The sequence below is a fragment of the Stenotrophomonas nematodicola genome (genome assembly GCF_009467805.1).
In the GTDB taxonomy this organism is placed as follows: Bacteria; Pseudomonadota; Gammaproteobacteria; order Xanthomonadales; family Xanthomonadaceae; genus Stenotrophomonas; species Stenotrophomonas nematodicola.
On sequence record NZ_WIAY01000001.1, the window covers coordinates 419,181 to 435,645 of the forward strand.

Below are 16,465 nucleotides of genomic sequence, written 5' to 3' on the forward strand. Positions count from 1 at the left end.
TCACACAAGCCGATACCGGACTCATGGATAGACTCAGCCTCATTGGACTTTTTCTCGCCCTGGCCTCACTGGTCGGCGGCAGCATCCTCAAAGGCGCGGGGCTGGCCTCGCTGTGGTCGCCGGCCGCCTTTGTGATCGTGATCGTGGGCACCCTCGCCGCGATCCTGCTGCACACCTCGCCGGCCGTGTTCAAGCATGCCTTCAAGATCGTGCGCTGGGTCGTGCGCCCGCCGAGCAGCGACCGCCGCGAACTCATCCAGCAGATCGTCGAGTGGAGCAACATTGCCCGCCGCCAGGGCCTGCTGGGCCTGGAAGCCCAGGTTGAAGCCCAGGACGATCCGTTTCTGCGCAAGGGGCTGCAGCTGCTGGTGGACGGCGTGGAGCCGGAAACCATCCGCCACATGATGGAAATCGAACTGGGCAGCCAGGAGAGCCAGGACCTGGCCGCCTCCAAGGTGTTCGAGGGCATGGGCATCTACGCGCCCACCCTGGGCATCATCGGCGCCGTACTGGGCCTGATCGCGGTGATGAAGAATCTTGCCGACCCCAGCAAGCTGGGCCACGGCATCGCTGCGGCGTTCACCGCCACCATCTACGGCATCGCCTCGGCGAACCTGCTGTTCCTGCCGGTGTCGGCCAAGCTCAAGAGCGTGATCCACCACAACAGCCGCGACCGCGAGATGATCATCGAAGGCCTGATCTCGATCGCGCAGGGCGAAAACCCGCGCAACATCGAAACCAACCTGTCCGGCTTCCTGCACTGACATGGCCCGTCGCAAGCACCACGAAGAGCATGCCAACCACGAGGCCTGGGCGATCCCCTATGCCGATCTGATGACGCTGCTGCTGGCTTTCTTCGTGGTGATGTACGCCATCTCCTCGATCAACGAGGGCAAGTACCGGGTCATGGCCGATGCCCTGACCACCGCCTTCGGGGGCGCGCCGCGCACCATCAACCCGGTGCAGGTGGGCAACCAGCAGGTCCAGGGCGGCGGCTGGGACAGTCCGTCGGTGATCAAATCGGGGACCAGGATCGGCCCGTCCGCACCGGCGCCGTCCAACGACCCCACGCTGCTGCCGGCGATGGCCTCGCAGATGCGCATGCCGGTCTCGGTGCACAACCAGGAGCAGCTCAAGCGGGCCGAGCGCCAGCTCAACGGCATCGCCGACCGTCTCACCGCCACGCTGGCGCCGCTAATCGAGCGCGGCATGATCACCGTGCGCCGCACCGAACTGTGGATCGAAGTGGAGATCAACAGCGACATCCTGTTCACCACCGGCTCGGCCACGCTGGACGTGCATGCACGCGACACGCTGTCCAGCCTGGCCAAGGTGCTGCATGACGCACCCAACGGGGTGCGCGTGGAAGGCCACACCGACAATGTGCCGATCGCCACCGCGCTGTTCCCGTCCAACTGGGAACTCTCGGCCGCGCGCGCCGCCAGCGTGGTGCATCTGTTTGCCGACCAGGGCCTGCAGCCCTCGCGGCTGGCGATGGTCGGCTATGGCCAGTTCCGTCCACGCGAAGACAACGCCAGCGCCGAAGGGCGCAACCGCAATCGCCGGGTGATGGTGATCATCCTGGCCGACACCTCCCAGGGCGTGGACCCGATCGGCCCGCAGCTCACCGCCGATACCGAACGCGCCGCACCGGCCACCGCTGCCGCGCCCTCCCGCTCCACCGTTTCCCCCATCGCGCCGGTGCAGTTGCCACCGGTGCCGGCTGGCAGCCGCGTCGGCGCCGCCGCCCCCCCTGCAATGAAGGAGTGAACCGCATGCGTATCTGGGCCATTGCCAATCAGAAGGGCGGCGTGGGCAAGACCACCACCACCCTCGCGCTCGGTCGCGGCCTGGCCGCGCTCGGCCACCGTGTGCTGCTGATCGACCTGGATCCGCACGCCTCGCTGACCCGCGCGTTCGGTGTGGCGCTCGATCCGCCGCCGCAGGGCGTGCTGGAACTGTTCGCCACCCCGCCGGCCGAGCTGTCCGCGCTCGCCCATGCCACCGCCATTCCGGGGCTGGACCATGTCTGCGCCCAGGCGGCGCTGGCCACCCTGGAGCGCCGCAGCGCCAATCAGCCCGGGCTCGGGCTGGCGTTGCAGCAGGCGCTGACCCGGCACCACGGCCAGCACGACTACATCCTGCTCGACTGCGCCCCGACGCTGGGCCTGCTGATGATCAACGCGCTGGCCGCCGCCGACCGCCTGATCATCCCCACCCAGGCCGAACCGCTGGCGCTGCACGGCCTGGACGGCATGGTGCGGACCGGTGAGATGGTCGAGCGCTCGCGTCGCCGCACGCTGCCGATGTCGATCCTGCCGACGCTGTTCGACCGCCGCACCCGCGCCGGCCACGAGACCGTCAAGCTGATGCAGGAACGCCACGGCCAGCGTGTCTGGGAAGATGCGATCCCCGTGGATACCCGCATCTGCAACGCCGCCAGCCTGACCGTGCCGTCGCAGTCGGACGACTACCCCGGCCGCGGCCTGGCCGCCTATCGCCGCGCGCTGGAATGGATCCTGGCCGACGACGCCCAGCAGATGGAGCGCGCGGCATGAGTACCACCGGCGTGCTCGACGACTATCTGGAGCAGCTGCTCGGCGACGCCGTCCCCACCGCGCCCGTCGTGGCGGCAGCGGCTCCGCCCGCCGTGGAGGAGGACGATGCCGGCGGCGTCGCGCAGGCGATCAGCGCCGAGTTCGCACGCCCCGAGGCGGAAGACGACGTCCTGGCCACCGCTGCCGCATTCGAGACCCCCACCGCGCCCGGCGCACCGGCCAACCTCGCACTGCTCGACGAGCTGATGAACGATCCCGCGCTCGGACCGGTCCAGGCCGCACCCGCGCAGGACACCCCCACCTCGCCCGGCGCACCGGCCAACCTCGCACTGCTCGACGAGCTGATGAACGACCCCGCGCTCGGACCGGTCCAGGCCGCGCCCGCGCATGACACCCCCACCGCGCCCGGGGCACCGGCCAACCTGGCGCTGCTCGACGAGCTGATGAACGACCCCGCGCTCGGACCGGTCCAGGCCGCGCCCGCGCATGACACCCCCACCTCGCCCGGCGCACCGGCCAACCTGGCGCTGCTCGACGAGCTGATGAACGATCCCGCGCTCGGACCGGTGATGTCGCCTGCACCCGAGTCGGCCGCGCGTCCGGGCTGGGACGACCTGCCCGACGAGGTCCTGCACGACAGCGCGCCGCCGGCCGTGGTCGCGCGTGCAGCCGAACCGGCTCCCGCGCCCACGCCGACCCCACCGCCACCGCCGCCATCTGCGGTACCGGCCCCGGTCGCACGCGCGACGCCGACGCCCCTGCCACGCCCGGCCGCGCCGCCGGCGCCGCGCGGCGGCCGCCCCAACAGCTGGGAGGAACTGCAGGCGCAGGCACGCGACCCCGCCTCCAGCCCGCGCGAGAACCGCCGCGCCAGCGAACGCACCTCGCGCTGGCTGCGCCTTCGCTGTGGCACCCAGGCCTATGCACTGGAACTGCTGAAGGTGCAGGAAGTGGTGCTGCCCGTGCCGCTGCTGCCGTTGCGCGGCACCGCGCCGGCGATGCTGGGCATCATGAACCTGCGCGGCCAGGTGGTCCCCGTGATGGACCTGGGCATCCACCTGGGCAGCGGCCCGGCCGCCAACGATGCCAATACCCGCATCGTGGTGCTCGAGGAAGACGGCGAAACGATGGGGCTGCGGGTCTCGGCGGTGGAAGACGTCGCCAACCTCACCGACTCGCAGATCGAACCCCCCGACACGGCCCGCATCTGCCAGATCTCCAACGACCTGTTCCGTGGCGTCGCCCGCGTCACCGCCCAGCCGATGATCCTGCTCGATGCCACGCAGCTGCTGAACTGACGGCAGGCCCGACGCACCGGGCCTAAAGGTTCCCCTCACGGGGCCGTTATCAACCTCGGAACCGTTTGTCCGGAGCAACGATGAGCACTGTGGCCCTGGGTGGTGATCTCGGTATCGAGACCAGCACCGAGCTCAAATCCCGCCTGGCCCCTTTGGTGGACCAGGCTGGCGCACTGACGCTGGATGCCAGCGAAGTCAGCCGTATCCATACCGCAGCAATGCAGGTCCTGTGCGCATTCGTCGACGCCCGCCGCCAGGCGGGCCATGCGACCGGATTCGACGGTTGCACTGCAACCTTCCGTGACGCCGCGCGCCTGCTCGGCGTCACCCAGGCCCTGGGCCTGGATGCACCCCATGACAACCTGAAATCTGTGGAGAACGCTGCATGAGCGCACGTATCTTGGTGGTGGACGATTCGGCGTCAATGCGCCAGATGGTCTCATTCGCCCTCACCTCGGCCGGCTTCACCGTCGAAGAAGCCGAAGACGGTGCGATCGCACTCGGCCGGGCCAAGGGTCAGCGCTTTAATGCGGTGGTCACCGACGTCAACATGCCCAACATGGACGGCATCTCGCTGATCCGCGAACTGCGCCAGCTGGCCGACTACAAGTTCACGCCGATGTTGATGCTGACCACCGAGTCGGCCGCCGACAAGAAGTCCGAAGGCAAGGCCGCCGGTGCCACCGGTTGGCTGGTCAAGCCGTTCAATCCCGAACAGCTGGTCGCCACCGTACAGAAAGTGCTCGGCTGAGCCTCAGCCCGCTTCGCTTCCGCCCTCCCCCTACCCGCAACCGGACCCAACGCACCATGAGCATGGATCTGCAACGTTTCCACGCCACGTTCTTCGAAGAAAGCCGCGAAGGGCTGGATGCGATGGAGGCCGGACTGCTGGCACTCGAATCAGGCCAGCAGGACCCGGAGATCATCAACTCCGTGTTCCGCGCCGCGCATTCGATCAAGGGCGGCGCAGGCACCTTCGGCTTCGACGCGATTGCCGGGTTGACCCACGTGCTGGAAACGCTGCTGGATGAACTGCGCGCCGGCAAGCGCGCACTTGAACCGGCCGCCGTGGACGCCATGCTGTCCTCGGTGGACGTCCTGCGGGCCCTGCTGCGCGAAGCCGAACATGGCCAGCCCGCCGATCCGCAGGCGGTGGCCAACGTCAAGGCGCGACTGGAAGCTGTGCTGTCCGGACAGGCCGTGGCCACTGCCGCCCCGGTTGCCGCCGCGCCGGTGGACGATACGCCGGAAGCCTGGCAGATCGGCTTCGTACCGGCGCCGTCGCTGTTCATGAGCGGCAATGATCCGCTGCGCATCATCCGCGAGCTGGAGCACCTGGGCTCGCTGCAGGTCGCCGCGCGCATGGAGCGCCTGCCCGGGTTTGCGCAGCTCGATCCGCTCGAAGCCCACCTGGCCTGGGACCTCGGGCTGGTGGGCAAGGTCCCGCGCAGCAAAATCGAAGACACCTTCGCATGGGTGGTGGACGACTGCGAACTGGACATCCGTCCGGCTGCGCCGCCGAGTCTGGCCACCAGCGCCCCGACGGCACCGGCAGCGGCCACCGCCCCCGCAGCGGCAGCCGCACCTGTGGCCGCCGCTGCCGCAGCGCCGGCCGCCGCCGCGCACGAAGCGGAAACCTCGATCCGCGTCGCCGTGGAAAAAGTCGACGCCCTGATCAACCTGGTCGGCGAACTGGTCATCACCCAGGCCATGCTCAAGCAGGTCTCGCACGCCCTGGACCCGGTCCACGCCGAGCAGCTGTTCGCCGGTCTGGACCTGCTCGAGCGCAACACCCGTGACCTGCAGGAAGCCGTGATCGGGGTGCGCATGCTGCCGGTGGACGCGGTGTTCCGCCGCTTCCCGCGCCTGGTCCGTGATCTGTCCTCGCGTCTGGGCAAGCACGTCCGCCTGCGCACCATCGGCGAAGGCACCGAACTGGACAAGGGCCTGATCGAAAAGATCGCCGACCCGCTCGTGCACCTGGTCCGCAACTCGATCGATCACGGTCTGGAAATGCCCGACGTCCGCCGCGACGCCGGCAAGGACGAGACCGGTACGATCACCCTTGCCGCCTCGCACCAGGGCGGGCACATCGTCATCGAAGTCAGCGATGACGGCCGCGGCCTGAACCGCGACAAGATTCTGTCCAAGGCCGTCGAACGCGGCCTGAGCGTGCCGGACAACCCCACCGACGCCCAGGTCTGGGACCTCATCTTCCAGCCCGGCTTCTCCACCGCCGATGCCGTCACGGATCTTTCCGGGCGCGGCGTGGGCATGGACGTGGTCCGCCGCAACATCCAGGCACTGGGGGGCGAAGTGCAGCTGGAAAGCCAGGCCGGCAACGGCACCCGCGTGCTGATCCGCCTGCCGCTGACCCTGGCCATCCTCGACGGCATGACCGTGTCGGTGGCCGGCGAAACCCTGATCCTGCCGCTGGCCTATGTGCTCGAAGCCCTGCAGCCGCAGGCCGAGGACGTCCGCACGATGGCCGGCGAAGGCCGTGTGCTGCGCGTTCGCGGCGAGTACCTGCCGATCCTTTCCCTCAGCGAGTACTACGGCTACAGCGGTCGCACCAAGGACGATTCGCTGGTGGTGGTGGTCGAAGGCGATGGCCAGAAGATCGCGCTGGAAGTGGACGAACTGGTCGGCCAGCAGCAGGTGGTGGTCAAGAACATCGAGAACAACTACCGCCGGATCAGCGGTGTTTCCGGCGCCACCATCCTGGGCGACGGCCGCGTCGCGCTGATCGTGGATATCGGCGGCCTGGTGCGCTCGCTGCGGATGCCGCAGGCGGCGTAACGCGCGCGTATCACCGGTGAATGCACGCCCCCGCCACGCGCGGGGGCGTTCTTGTTCTTCGCGCCCGGGGCGACGGCATCACGCGCCCCGTGATCGCCCCACGGAGCGCCGGCCGCTGGCCGGCATCACACGTTCTCTGACGCGCCGGGCAGCGTCCGTCGCTCGACGTTGCCCGCCCGCGTCCTGACGGGGCGGGGTGCGACCGCTGGCCGGCACAACGCATTCCGGGAGGACGTTCTCTGCTCGCCTGGAAGTGTGACGTTGATTGGCATCGATACGTTGGCGTACAGACGCGCCGTCGCCAGCCGCGCCGCCGATTCCCCGCCGTTGCTGGCGCCTGCACCGACTGCGATACCCACAGCGCGCCGAAAAAATGTGACATCCAACACTCAAGTTGCGGCGGCACAGCGCCGTTATCCCGGAAGAGCGTTGACACCGTCGTCACACCGCCCGCGCCCCACCCCACGTTCCGCCACGCCCCTTGCGCCCAGCACCCCACGGCTGTGCACCCCGCCCTGCCCGGAGTTCCGACCATGAAGTGGTTCCACGATCTGCCCATCGCCCGCAAGCTGGCGGTGGGATTCACCCTCACCACCCTGATGACCGTCGTTCTCGGCGTGTTCGCCCTGGTCCGCCTCAACGGTGCCAATGCGCAGTTGGCCGCAATGGCAGGCAACGACATCCCGTCGGTGCAGCACCTGGGTGAAGTGCGCTCGCAGCTCGGCGAATTCCGCACCTATGAAATGGCGCAGGTCAGCATGTTCGACCAGCCCGAAAAGGTCGCCGACTACAACACGCGGATGGACAGCACCGCCAAGATCGTGCGCGATGAACTCGCCGCCTACGCCGCGCTGCCGGCCGGCGACCGTGAGCGGGCGCTGTTCAGGAAAGTGTCCGCCGATGTGGACGCCTACTTCCACGCCAATGCCGAACTCCGCGCCGCGGTGGCCGCCGGTGACGGCGCGCTTGCGCGGCAGATCTCCGACGAGAAGTCGCGCCCCGCCCGACGCACCCTGTTCGATGACCTCAAGGAGCTGGGTGCGTTCAGCAACAGCCTGATGGAAAGCAAGATCGCCAATGCCAATGCCGTCCATCGCACCAGTGTGATCGCCATCATTGCCTGCATGGTGCTGCTGTCGCTCGTGGCCGTCGCGCTGGCCCTGGTGATCTCGCGGGCGATCACCCGTCCGCTGTCGCAGGCGGTGCATGCGATCAAATCGGTGGCCCGCGGCGACCTGAGCGTCACCATCCGCGCCACCGGTGCCGATGAAGCCGGCCAGATGCTGGCCGCCACCAGCGACATGACCACCATGCTGCGCCGTTACTCCGACGAAACCCGCCAGATGGCCGCGATGCACGCCGGTCCCGACATCTCCCATCGCATGCCGGTCGATTTCCCCGGCGTCTACGGTGAGCTGGCCGTCGGCACCAACACCGTGGTGTTCGACCACCTGGATGCCATCAAGGACGCCATCGACATCCTCAACCAGTACGCCGCCGGTGACCTGTCGCAGAATGCGCGCCGCCTGCCGGGCAGCCGCGCGATCCTGCACGAATCGATGGACGCGGCCAAGGCCAGCCTGCTGGCGATCAATACCCAGATCCAGACCCTGGCCCAGGCAGCGGCGGCCGGCGATTTCAGCCAGCGCGGCGACAGCCTGCGTTTCGAGCACGACTTCCGGGTCATGATCGACAACCTGAACACGATGATGGAAGTGGCCGACGGCAATCTGTCGCAGTTGTCGCAGCTGCTGCAGTCCATCGCCAACGGCGACCTGACCGCCCGCATGCACGGCGAGTTCCACGGCGTCTTCGCCAGCATGCGCGACGATGCCAATGCCACGGTTGCCCAGCTGACCCAGATCGTCGGACGCATCCAGCAGGCCTCGTCCAGCATCAGCACGGCAGCCGGCGAGATCGCGTCGGGCAACAACGACCTGTCGCGCCGTACCGAGCAGCAGGCGGCCAACCTGGAGGAAACCGCCGCCTCGATGGAGGAACTGACCTCCACCGTGCGCCAGAACGCCGAACACGCCCGCCAGGCCAACCAGCTCGCCATCGGCGCGCACACCGTGGCTTCGCAGGGCGGCGACGTGGTCGGCCAGGTGGTCAGTACCATGCACGAGATCGACGCGTCCTCGCGCCGTATCGCCGACATCATCACGGTCATCGACGGCATCGCCTTCCAGACCAACATTCTGGCGCTCAACGCGGCCGTGGAAGCGGCGCGTGCCGGTGAGCAGGGTCGCGGTTTCGCCGTGGTCGCCAGCGAAGTGCGCACCCTGGCGCAACGCTCGGCCAGCGCCGCCAAGGAGATCAAGGGTCTGATCGACGAGTCGGTCGGCAAAGTCGCCGAGGGCTCGCAGCTGGTCAACCAGGCCGGCGCCACGATGGGCGAAATCGTCGCCTCGGTGCAGCGTGTGACCGACATCATGGCGGAGATCTCGGCAGCCTCGCAGGAGCAGTCCGCCGGCATCGAGCAGGTCAACCAGACCGTGGTGCAGATGGACGAAACCACCCAGCAGAACGCCGCGCTGGTGGAAGAAGCCACCGCCGCCGCGCGGGCGATGGAAGAACAGGCCGGCCATCTGACCGATGCGGTGGCGCTGTTCAAGCTCGACGGCCAGGCCGCCTCCGCGCCTGTGGCACGCCCGACGGTGGTCGCTGCGTCACCGGCACGCCCGGCCGGCGCCGCGCGTCCGCGCCCGGCCGCTGCCCCACCGCGCCGCGCGCCGGCCCGCGAGCCGGCACTGGCCAACGACACGGAGTGGCAGGAGTTCTGACGCCGCACCGATCCTCGCATCGCGTCTGATCCGACACCCCGCCCCGGCGGGGTGTCGTCGTTCCGATCCAGCCCTGTCGATATTCGCCCTACATAAATGTGATCTGATGCCGATAAACGGACTGAGCCCCGGGATCGTGTGATGCCGGCATCCGCCCAACCCAGCAGATTCCATGTCCGAAGGCAGCCTTCCCGCACACGACGGAACCCATGCCGCGCCCGACCCGGGTACGGATGACAAGTACCTGGTCCGCAACCCCCGGCAGATCCGCCAGCTGCTGCAGGCGCTCATCGACCAGCGGTCGCTGATCAATGCGCACATCGACGGCCGCGACCAGTCGTTCCCCACGGCGGTACTGGAACTGGACGAGGACGAGGACGAACTGCTGCTCGACGGCAGTCCCTCGGAAACCTCCAACCGCGCCGCCGAGGCGGCCGATCACCTGCTGTGCTTCGGCCAGCTTGAACGGGTAATGGTCCGCTTCCGCCTGGATGGCCTGGTCCGCATCCACAATGAAGGCCACGTCGGCTTCCGCGCCCCGTTCCCGACCGAACTGGTGCACCTGCAGCGGCGCGAGCTGTACCGCCTGGAGACGCCGATCACCGACTCGCCCAAGCTGGTCCTGCCCGTTGATGACGACCGCAGCGAAGCGCTGACGATGCGCGTGGTGGACATCAGCGGTGGCGGCCTGGCCGTCACCGTGGCCGAAGACTGCCCGGTGTTCGGCCTGCAGAAGCGCTACGACGGCTGCCGCCTGGAGCTGCCCGACAGCAGCCCCATCAACGTGTCGCTGGTGGCCTGCAACATGCGCGCGCAGAAACTGCCCAACGGCGTGGAGATGAAACGCGTCGGCCTGCGCTTCGACGCACTGCCGCGCGGCGCGGACAGCGCGATCCAGCGCTACATCTTCCGCATCGACCGCCAGCGCAAGGCACGCAGGAACGGCGAAAGCTGAACGGCGGCAGCCCCCGCTAAAGTCGTTCCGTCCCAGGCCGATATCCAGCGTGACGCCCGGTTTTTCGACCGCCACGCCCGACCCAGGATTGCCTCCATGAACGACAAGAACAGCAGCGCCGCCAGCTCCGGTGGCGAGTACCTCAGCTTCACCCTCGGCGCCGAGCACTACGGCGTGGACATCCTCAAGGTGCAGGAAATCCGCGGCTACGACTCGGTCACCCGCGTGCCGGATGCCCCGGACTACATCAAGGGCGTGATCAACCTGCGCGGCACCATCGTCCCGGTCATCGACCTGCGCCTCAAGCTGCGCCTGGAAAACGCGCGCTATGACGCCTTCACCGTGATGATCGTGCTCAACGTCGAAGACCGCGTCGTCGGCATCGTCGTGGACAGCGTCTCCGACGTCATCCCCCTGAGCGCCGAGCAGATCCGCCCGACCCCGGAGTTCGGCGCCGCCGTGGACACCCGCTTCATCTCCGGGATCGGCACCCAGGACGATCGCATGCTGATCCTGCTCGACATCGAGACCCTGCTGGACAGCGCCGACATGGGCCAGGCAACCACCCTCGACGACGTCGCCGCCTGATGACAGACCCGCGGCCGCCGCGCACTGCGACGAAGGTCGACATTGACCCTTCAGTTCCCGCGCGCGTGGCCGATAGCTGGAATCAGGACCCGGCTGTGCTGGACACCCCAAGGCCGGGCCAACTTGTCCACATCCTCCGGAGAACCATCCGATGAAGTCCCTGTTTGCGCTGTTTTCTGCTGCCGTGCTCGCCACCACCGCCTCGTCCGCCTTCGCGCAGACGGCCGAAATGATCCCGCCGGAAATGGCCCCGCGTGCAGTCGGCAAGGACGGCATGGTCTGCGGCAAGGTGGAAAAGGCACGTTACGCCGAAGGCTCCGAAGGCCAGCCGACCTTCCTGTACATGGGCGGCGCCTTCCCGCGCCACACCTTCTCGGCCCGCATCGCCGGCGCCAACCGCAGCAAGTTCAGCTTCCCGCTGGAAACCCTGGAAGGCAAGACCGTGTGCGTGATCGGCAAGATCGCCCGCGATGCCTCGCGCGCTGAAATCGAAGTCAGCTCGCCGGCCGGCCTGAAGCTCGCCAACATCAAGTAATTCGCTGTACGCCATGCCACGCCGGCGCTGGCCGGCGTGGTCGCTGCAACCGGGCACGATGCCCGGACGCGTTTGCCACCGGAGACCGCACCGCCCATGCCGTGGATCAACAACCTCAAACTGATGCCCAAGCTGATGCTCACCTTCGGTGTCATCCTGCTGGTGATGCTGCTCCAGGGCATCGTGGCCTATCGTGGCTTGTATTCGCTCAACAACGTCACCACCGAGCTGGCGGGTCACCGGATGGAAAGCATCCGCATGGCTGGCGAAATCCGTGGCATGGTCGGTGAGTATCGCAACTCCGCCTATCAGGGTCTGATCCGCGCCAGCGACGACGTCAAGGCCGAGGCCAAGACGCGTGCCACCGATCTGCGCGGCAAGATCGACGCCTCGATCAAGAAGTACCCGGCGCTGATCGACAACCCGCAGCAGAAGCAGCTGTTCGACACCTTTGCCAAGGATTGGAACGCCGCCTTGGCGTCCTATGACTCGGTCACCGAGATGCTCGAACTGGACCTGCCGGACGATGCGGTCGACACCTTCGTCGGTGAGACCCGCACCAGACACCGCAAGGCCTCCGCCGCGCTCGAAGCGCTGATCGCCGAGGACAACCGCCTCGCCCGCGCCTCGCGTGAAGAAGCCGAATCCACCTACGCCGCCTCCGCCACCCTGACCGTGATCGCCCTGCTCGGCGGCGCGGCGCTGGGCCTGGTGCTGGTGTGGCTGTTCGCCCGCTCGCTGGTGGGCAGTGTCCGCGGCGCCGTCTCGGTGGCCAACGACGTGGCCGGCGGCAAGCTCGACGGCCACATCGATTTCACCCGCAAGGACGAAGTGGGCGACCTGCTGCAGGCCATGCAGCGCATGCAGCGCGACCTGCGCGAGCGGACCGAGACCGACCAGGCGATCGCCCGCGAGAACCTGCGCATCCGTACTGCGCTGGATTACAGCTCCACCGGCGTGTACCTGACCGACGACAGCCTCAACATCGTCTATACCAACCGCGCCCTGCAGCACACGCTCACCCGGTACCAGGACGAAATCCGCAAGGACCTGCCGGACTTCGATGCCGCCACCTCGCTGATCGGCAAGCCGGTGACCGTGCTCGAACACGGCAACGAGATGGACCAGCGCACCTTGAGCCAGCTCAAGGAGCATGGCGTCAGCCGCCGTCCGATGCAGTTCGGCGACGCCCAGTTCGCGCAGGTGGTCTCCTCCATCGCCAACGAGCAGGGCGACACCGTCGGCCACGTGGTCGAATGGCGCGACCGCACCCCGGAAGCCGCCGTCGAAGCCGAGGTGGCCCGCGTCATCGCCCAGGCCGCCGCCGGCGACCTGTCCGGCCGCATCGATGACGCCGGCAAGGAAGGCTTCTTCCTGCAGCTGGCCCAGCAGATCAACGGCCTGCTCGAAGCCAACGCGAGCAGCATCGACCAGGTCTCCGGCCTGCTTGCCGCCCTGTCGCAGGGCGACCTGAGCGCACGCATGCACGGCGACTTCCACGGCGTGTTCGCCCGCATGCGCGACGACGCCAACGCCACTGCCGAGCAGCTCAGCGGGATCGTCACCCGCATCAAACAGTCCAGCCAGGCCATCAGCTCGGCCGCGAGCGAAATCGCCACCGGCAACAGCGACCTGTCGCGCCGCACCGAGCAGCAGGCGGCCAACCTGGAAGAAACCGCCGCCTCGATGGAGGAACTGACCTCCACCGTGCGCCAGAACGCCGAGCACGCCCGCCAGGCCAACCAGCTCGCCATCGGCGCGCACACCGTGGCCTCGCAGGGCGGTGAGGTGGTCGGCCAGGTGGTCATCACCATGAGTGCGATCCAGACCTCGTCCAGGAAGATCGCCGAGATCATCTCGGTCATCGACGGCATCGCCTTCCAGACCAACATCCTCGCGCTGAACGCGGCCGTGGAAGCGGCGCGTGCCGGTGAGCAGGGTCGCGGTTTCGCGGTGGTCGCCAGTGAAGTGCGCACCCTGGCCCAGCGCTCGGCCGGCGCGGCGAAGGAAATCAAGGGCCTGATCGACGACTCGGTCGGCAAGGTCAACGACGGGTCGGCGCTCGTGCACAAGGCCGGTGCCACGATGGGCGAGATCGTCGCCTCGGTCCAGCGCGTGACCGACATCATGGCGGAGATTTCGGCGGCCTCGCAGGAACAGTCGGCCGGCATCGAGCAGGTCAACCAGACCGTGGTGCAGATGGACGAAACCACCCAGCAGAACGCCGCGCTGGTGGAAGAAGCCACCGCCGCCGCGCGGGCGATGGAAGAACAGGCTGGCCACCTCAGCGATGCCGTGTCGATCTTCACGCTGGACGAGCGCGACCTGGCACCGGCACCGGTCGCCGCCCCGGTCGCTGCCGCACCGCGCCCGATCCGTTCGACGCCGGCGCCGGCACCGGCTCGCCGTGCGCCGAACCGGCCGGTCGCCACCGAACTGGCCGACGGCGACTGGCAGGAGTTCTAAGCGCGTCGCGCCGGTCAACGACTGAACCGCGAAAGGCTCCGGTGCGAAGGCACCGGAGCCTTTTTCCTTTGCGGCGTCCGCGCCATCCGCCTGCAACCTGAATACGCTCAGCCTGCACACCTCAACCGCAGCGGTTCGCGGCCGATAACTGCATTGCCGCGACACGTTCGCCGACCAACGATGCCATGCCCATGACCTTGATCAGCCGCTGGAACCAGTACTTCTCCAACCTGTCCGTCCGTCGCAAGCTCAACCTGCTGACGGCGCTGATCGCCGTGGGCGTCATCGCCCTGGCGGTGATCGCCGCCCGCATGCAGTACCTGGACCTGACCGACACCCGCAAGGACAGCCTGAAAATCCAGGTCGAACTGACCTACGGCATCCTGGACCACTACCATCACCTCGCCGAAACCGGCGAGCTGACCGACGCGGCGGCCAAGGAGGCCGCGCTGCTGGCGCTGGACCGCATGCGCGCCGACAACGACGCCTACTACTACAGCGTCTACGACACGCAGTACCGCGTGCTGATGCATCCGTTCCGCAAGGACCTGATCGGCAAGGACATGAAGGACTTCCGTTCCGAGGACGGCGTGCGCCTGTTCTACGACATGGTCGGCATGGCCCGCCTGGGCGGCGGCGTGGTCTCCTACAAGTGGGCCAAGGCCGGTGAAGAAGGGCTGTTCGACAAGTCCTCCTATGCCGGGATGTACGCCCCGTGGCAGTGGGTCATCAGCAGTGGCGTGTACATGGAAGACGTGCAGCAGCAGGCACTGGTGTTCACCGCGATCATGACCGCCGCCGGCGGCGCGCTGGTTCTGATCGTCCTGGCCCTGAGCTGGCTGATCGGCAACCGCATCACCCTGCCCCTGCGCCAGGCCACCACCGTTGCCGAGAGCATCGCGCGCGGCAGGCTGGACAGCCGCATCGGCGAGCAGGCCCACGATGAGCCCGGCCGCCTGCTCGAGGCCATGTCGCGCATGCAGAGCCAGCTGCACGGGGTCATCACCGCCCAGCGCGACATGGCCCGCCGCCATGACGCCGGCGAGGTCAGCTACCGCATCGACGAGAGCGCCTTCCCCGGCGAGTACGGGCTGATGGTGCATGAGACCAACACCCTGGTGGGCGCCCACGTGCAGACGATGGAGGCGGTGCTGGAAGTGGTCAAGGCGTACGCGGTCGGCGATCTGCGCGCCGACATCGCGCGCTACCCTGGCGAGAAGGCAACCATCACCGCCACCGTGGACACGGTCAAACAGAATCTGGGCAGCATCAATGCCGAGATCAAGCGGCTGGCAACGGCCGCGGCGGCCGGCGACTTCAGCCAGCGCGGCGACAGCACGCGGTTCGATCACGATTTCCGCCTGATGATCACCAACCTCAACGCCATGATGCAGGTCAGCGACGAGAACCTGGGCAAGCTGTCCGCGCTGCTGTCAGCCATCGCCGAGGGGGACCTCACCGCGCGCATGCAGGGCCGGTTCGAGGGCGTGTTCGCCACCATGCGCGATGACGCCAACGCGACCGTCACGCAATTGACCCGCATCGTCGGCCAGATCCAGGAGTCGGCCAGCAGCATCAACCAGGCTGCCGGCGAAATCGCCACCGGCAACAGCGACCTGTCGCGCCGCACCGAACAGCAGGCGGCCAACCTGGAAGAAACCGCCGCGTCGATGGAGGAACTGACCTCCACCGTGCGCCAGAATGCCGAACATGCCCGCCAGGCCAACCAGCTCGCCATCGGGGCGCACACCGTGGCTTCGCAGGGCGGTGACGTGGTGAGCCAGGTGGTCACCACCATGAGTGCGATCGAAGCCTCGTCCCGGAAGATTGCCGACATCATCTCGGTCATCGACGGCATCGCCTTCCAGACCAACATCCTCGCGCTGAACGCGGCCGTGGAAGCGGCGCGTGCCGGTGAGCAGGGTCGCGGTTTCGCGGTGGTCGCCAGCGAAGTGCGCACCCTGGCCCAGCGCTCGGCTGGCGCGGCGAAGGAGATCAAGGGCCTGATCGATGACTCGGTCGGCAAGGTCAACGACGGGTCGGCACTGGTGCACAAGGCCGGTGCCACGATGGGCGAGATCGTCGCCTCGGTGCAGCGCGTGACCGACATCATGGCGGAGATTTCGGCGGCCTCGCAGGAACAGTCGGCCGGCATCGAGCAGGTCAACCAGACCGTGGTGCAGATGGACGAAACAACCCAGCAGAACGCCGCGCTGGTGGAAGAAGCCACCGCCGCCGCGCGGGCGATGGAGGAGCAGGCCACGCAGCTGGCCGATGCCGTGTCGATCTTCCGTCTGGACAACCAGGTGGCCGCGGCGGTCAGCGCGGTGACCGCGCGCATCAGCCGTGCCGCGCCGCAGCCGGTACGCAGCACGCCGGCCCGCACCGTGGCCCCCGCCGCCGGGCCCGCAGCGCATGCGCCACGTGCCGCGCTGCCCCGCGACGACGGCCATTGGCAGGAGTTCTGAGCCGTGTCCACGCCT

13 protein-coding genes are annotated in these 16,465 nt (G+C 68.0%); all 13 read left to right on the forward strand.

Translation table 11 applies throughout. From position 1 onward, the window contains the following. The first annotated feature begins 23 nt into the window (after window positions 1-23). The 13 genes from GDJ08_RS01840 to GDJ08_RS01900 all read left to right on the forward strand — a co-directional run bounded on the left by GDJ08_RS01840 (window position 24) and on the right by GDJ08_RS01900 (window position 16,450). Entirely contained in the window at window positions 24-764 is a 741-nt protein-coding gene (locus GDJ08_RS01840; protein WP_017357458.1) for a flagellar motor protein, read from the forward strand. A gap of 1 nt (window position 765) precedes the next feature. Then, window positions 766-1,770 carry a flagellar motor protein MotD gene (motD, locus tag GDJ08_RS01845; protein WP_136004051.1) on the forward strand — a complete coding sequence of 335 codons (1,005 nt, stop codon included), beginning with the start codon at window positions 766-768 and terminating at the stop codon, window positions 1,768-1,770. 5 nt (window positions 1,771-1,775) lie between these two features. Next, entirely contained in the window at window positions 1,776-2,558 is a 783-nt protein-coding gene (locus tag GDJ08_RS01850) for a ParA family protein (protein WP_136004050.1), read from the forward strand. Further along, window positions 2,555-3,856, forward strand: coding sequence for a chemotaxis protein CheW (locus tag GDJ08_RS01855; protein WP_153164183.1), 1,302 nt, complete (start codon window positions 2,555-2,557; stop codon window positions 3,854-3,856). Before GDJ08_RS01850 ends, GDJ08_RS01855 begins: the two co-directional genes overlap by 4 nt. Window positions 3,857-3,936: 80 nt before the next feature. Beyond that, window positions 3,937-4,245, forward strand: a complete 309-nt coding sequence (locus GDJ08_RS01860; protein ID WP_136004046.1) for an STAS domain-containing protein — start codon at window positions 3,937-3,939, stop codon at window positions 4,243-4,245. Continuing rightward, the gene (locus GDJ08_RS01865; RefSeq protein ID WP_136004044.1) at window positions 4,242-4,607 is read left to right on the forward strand and encodes a response regulator; all 366 of its coding nucleotides are present in this window, start codon (window positions 4,242-4,244) and stop codon (window positions 4,605-4,607) included. Before GDJ08_RS01860 ends, GDJ08_RS01865 begins: the two co-directional genes overlap by 4 nt. A gap of 56 nt (window positions 4,608-4,663) precedes the next feature. Next, window positions 4,664-6,655 (forward strand): chemotaxis protein CheA, encoded by a 1,992-nt coding sequence (locus GDJ08_RS01870; protein ID WP_136004042.1) that lies wholly within the window; start codon window positions 4,664-4,666, stop codon window positions 6,653-6,655. A 533-nt stretch (window positions 6,656-7,188) separates the two neighbouring features. Next, complete coding sequence (locus GDJ08_RS01875) at window positions 7,189-9,438, forward strand: methyl-accepting chemotaxis protein (protein WP_153164184.1); 2,250 nt, start codon at window positions 7,189-7,191, stop codon at window positions 9,436-9,438. Between the two features lie 172 nt (window positions 9,439-9,610). Next, window positions 9,611-10,393 (forward strand): flagellar brake protein, encoded by a 783-nt coding sequence (locus GDJ08_RS01880; protein WP_017354389.1) that lies wholly within the window; start codon window positions 9,611-9,613, stop codon window positions 10,391-10,393. Between the two features lie 96 nt (window positions 10,394-10,489). After that, window positions 10,490-10,981 (forward strand): chemotaxis protein CheW, encoded by a 492-nt coding sequence (locus tag GDJ08_RS01885; protein WP_017354388.1) that lies wholly within the window; start codon window positions 10,490-10,492, stop codon window positions 10,979-10,981. Between the two features lie 151 nt (window positions 10,982-11,132). Next, window positions 11,133-11,516, forward strand: coding sequence for a hypothetical protein (locus GDJ08_RS01890; protein ID WP_017354387.1), 384 nt, complete (start codon window positions 11,133-11,135; stop codon window positions 11,514-11,516). 96 nt (window positions 11,517-11,612) lie between these two features. After that, window positions 11,613-13,982, forward strand: a complete 2,370-nt coding sequence (locus GDJ08_RS01895) for a methyl-accepting chemotaxis protein (protein ID WP_153164185.1) — start codon at window positions 11,613-11,615, stop codon at window positions 13,980-13,982. Between the two features lie 191 nt (window positions 13,983-14,173). Further along, window positions 14,174-16,450 carry a methyl-accepting chemotaxis protein gene (locus tag GDJ08_RS01900; protein ID WP_153164186.1) on the forward strand — a complete coding sequence of 759 codons (2,277 nt, stop codon included), beginning with the start codon at window positions 14,174-14,176 and terminating at the stop codon, window positions 16,448-16,450. The last annotated feature ends 15 nt before the right edge of the window (window positions 16,451-16,465 follow it).

Coding starts and splice junctions, on each gene's coding strand:
- GDJ08_RS01840 (WP_017357458.1), top strand. CDS start 24: ATGGATAGACTCAGCCTCATTGGACTTTTTCTCGCCCTGGCCTCACTG.
- motD (WP_136004051.1), top strand. CDS start 766: ATGGCCCGTCGCAAGCACCACGAAGAGCATGCCAACCACGAGGCCTGG.
- GDJ08_RS01850 (WP_136004050.1), top strand. CDS start 1,776: ATGCGTATCTGGGCCATTGCCAATCAGAAGGGCGGCGTGGGCAAGACC.
- GDJ08_RS01855 (WP_153164183.1), top strand. CDS start 2,555: ATGAGTACCACCGGCGTGCTCGACGACTATCTGGAGCAGCTGCTCGGC.
- GDJ08_RS01860 (WP_136004046.1), top strand. CDS start 3,937: ATGAGCACTGTGGCCCTGGGTGGTGATCTCGGTATCGAGACCAGCACC.
- GDJ08_RS01865 (WP_136004044.1), top strand. CDS start 4,242: ATGAGCGCACGTATCTTGGTGGTGGACGATTCGGCGTCAATGCGCCAG.
- GDJ08_RS01870 (WP_136004042.1), top strand. CDS start 4,664: ATGAGCATGGATCTGCAACGTTTCCACGCCACGTTCTTCGAAGAAAGC.
- GDJ08_RS01875 (WP_153164184.1), top strand. CDS start 7,189: ATGAAGTGGTTCCACGATCTGCCCATCGCCCGCAAGCTGGCGGTGGGA.
- GDJ08_RS01880 (WP_017354389.1), top strand. CDS start 9,611: ATGTCCGAAGGCAGCCTTCCCGCACACGACGGAACCCATGCCGCGCCC.
- GDJ08_RS01885 (WP_017354388.1), top strand. CDS start 10,490: ATGAACGACAAGAACAGCAGCGCCGCCAGCTCCGGTGGCGAGTACCTC.
- GDJ08_RS01890 (WP_017354387.1), top strand. CDS start 11,133: ATGAAGTCCCTGTTTGCGCTGTTTTCTGCTGCCGTGCTCGCCACCACC.
- GDJ08_RS01895 (WP_153164185.1), top strand. CDS start 11,613: ATGCCGTGGATCAACAACCTCAAACTGATGCCCAAGCTGATGCTCACC.
- GDJ08_RS01900 (WP_153164186.1), top strand. CDS start 14,174: ATGACCTTGATCAGCCGCTGGAACCAGTACTTCTCCAACCTGTCCGTC.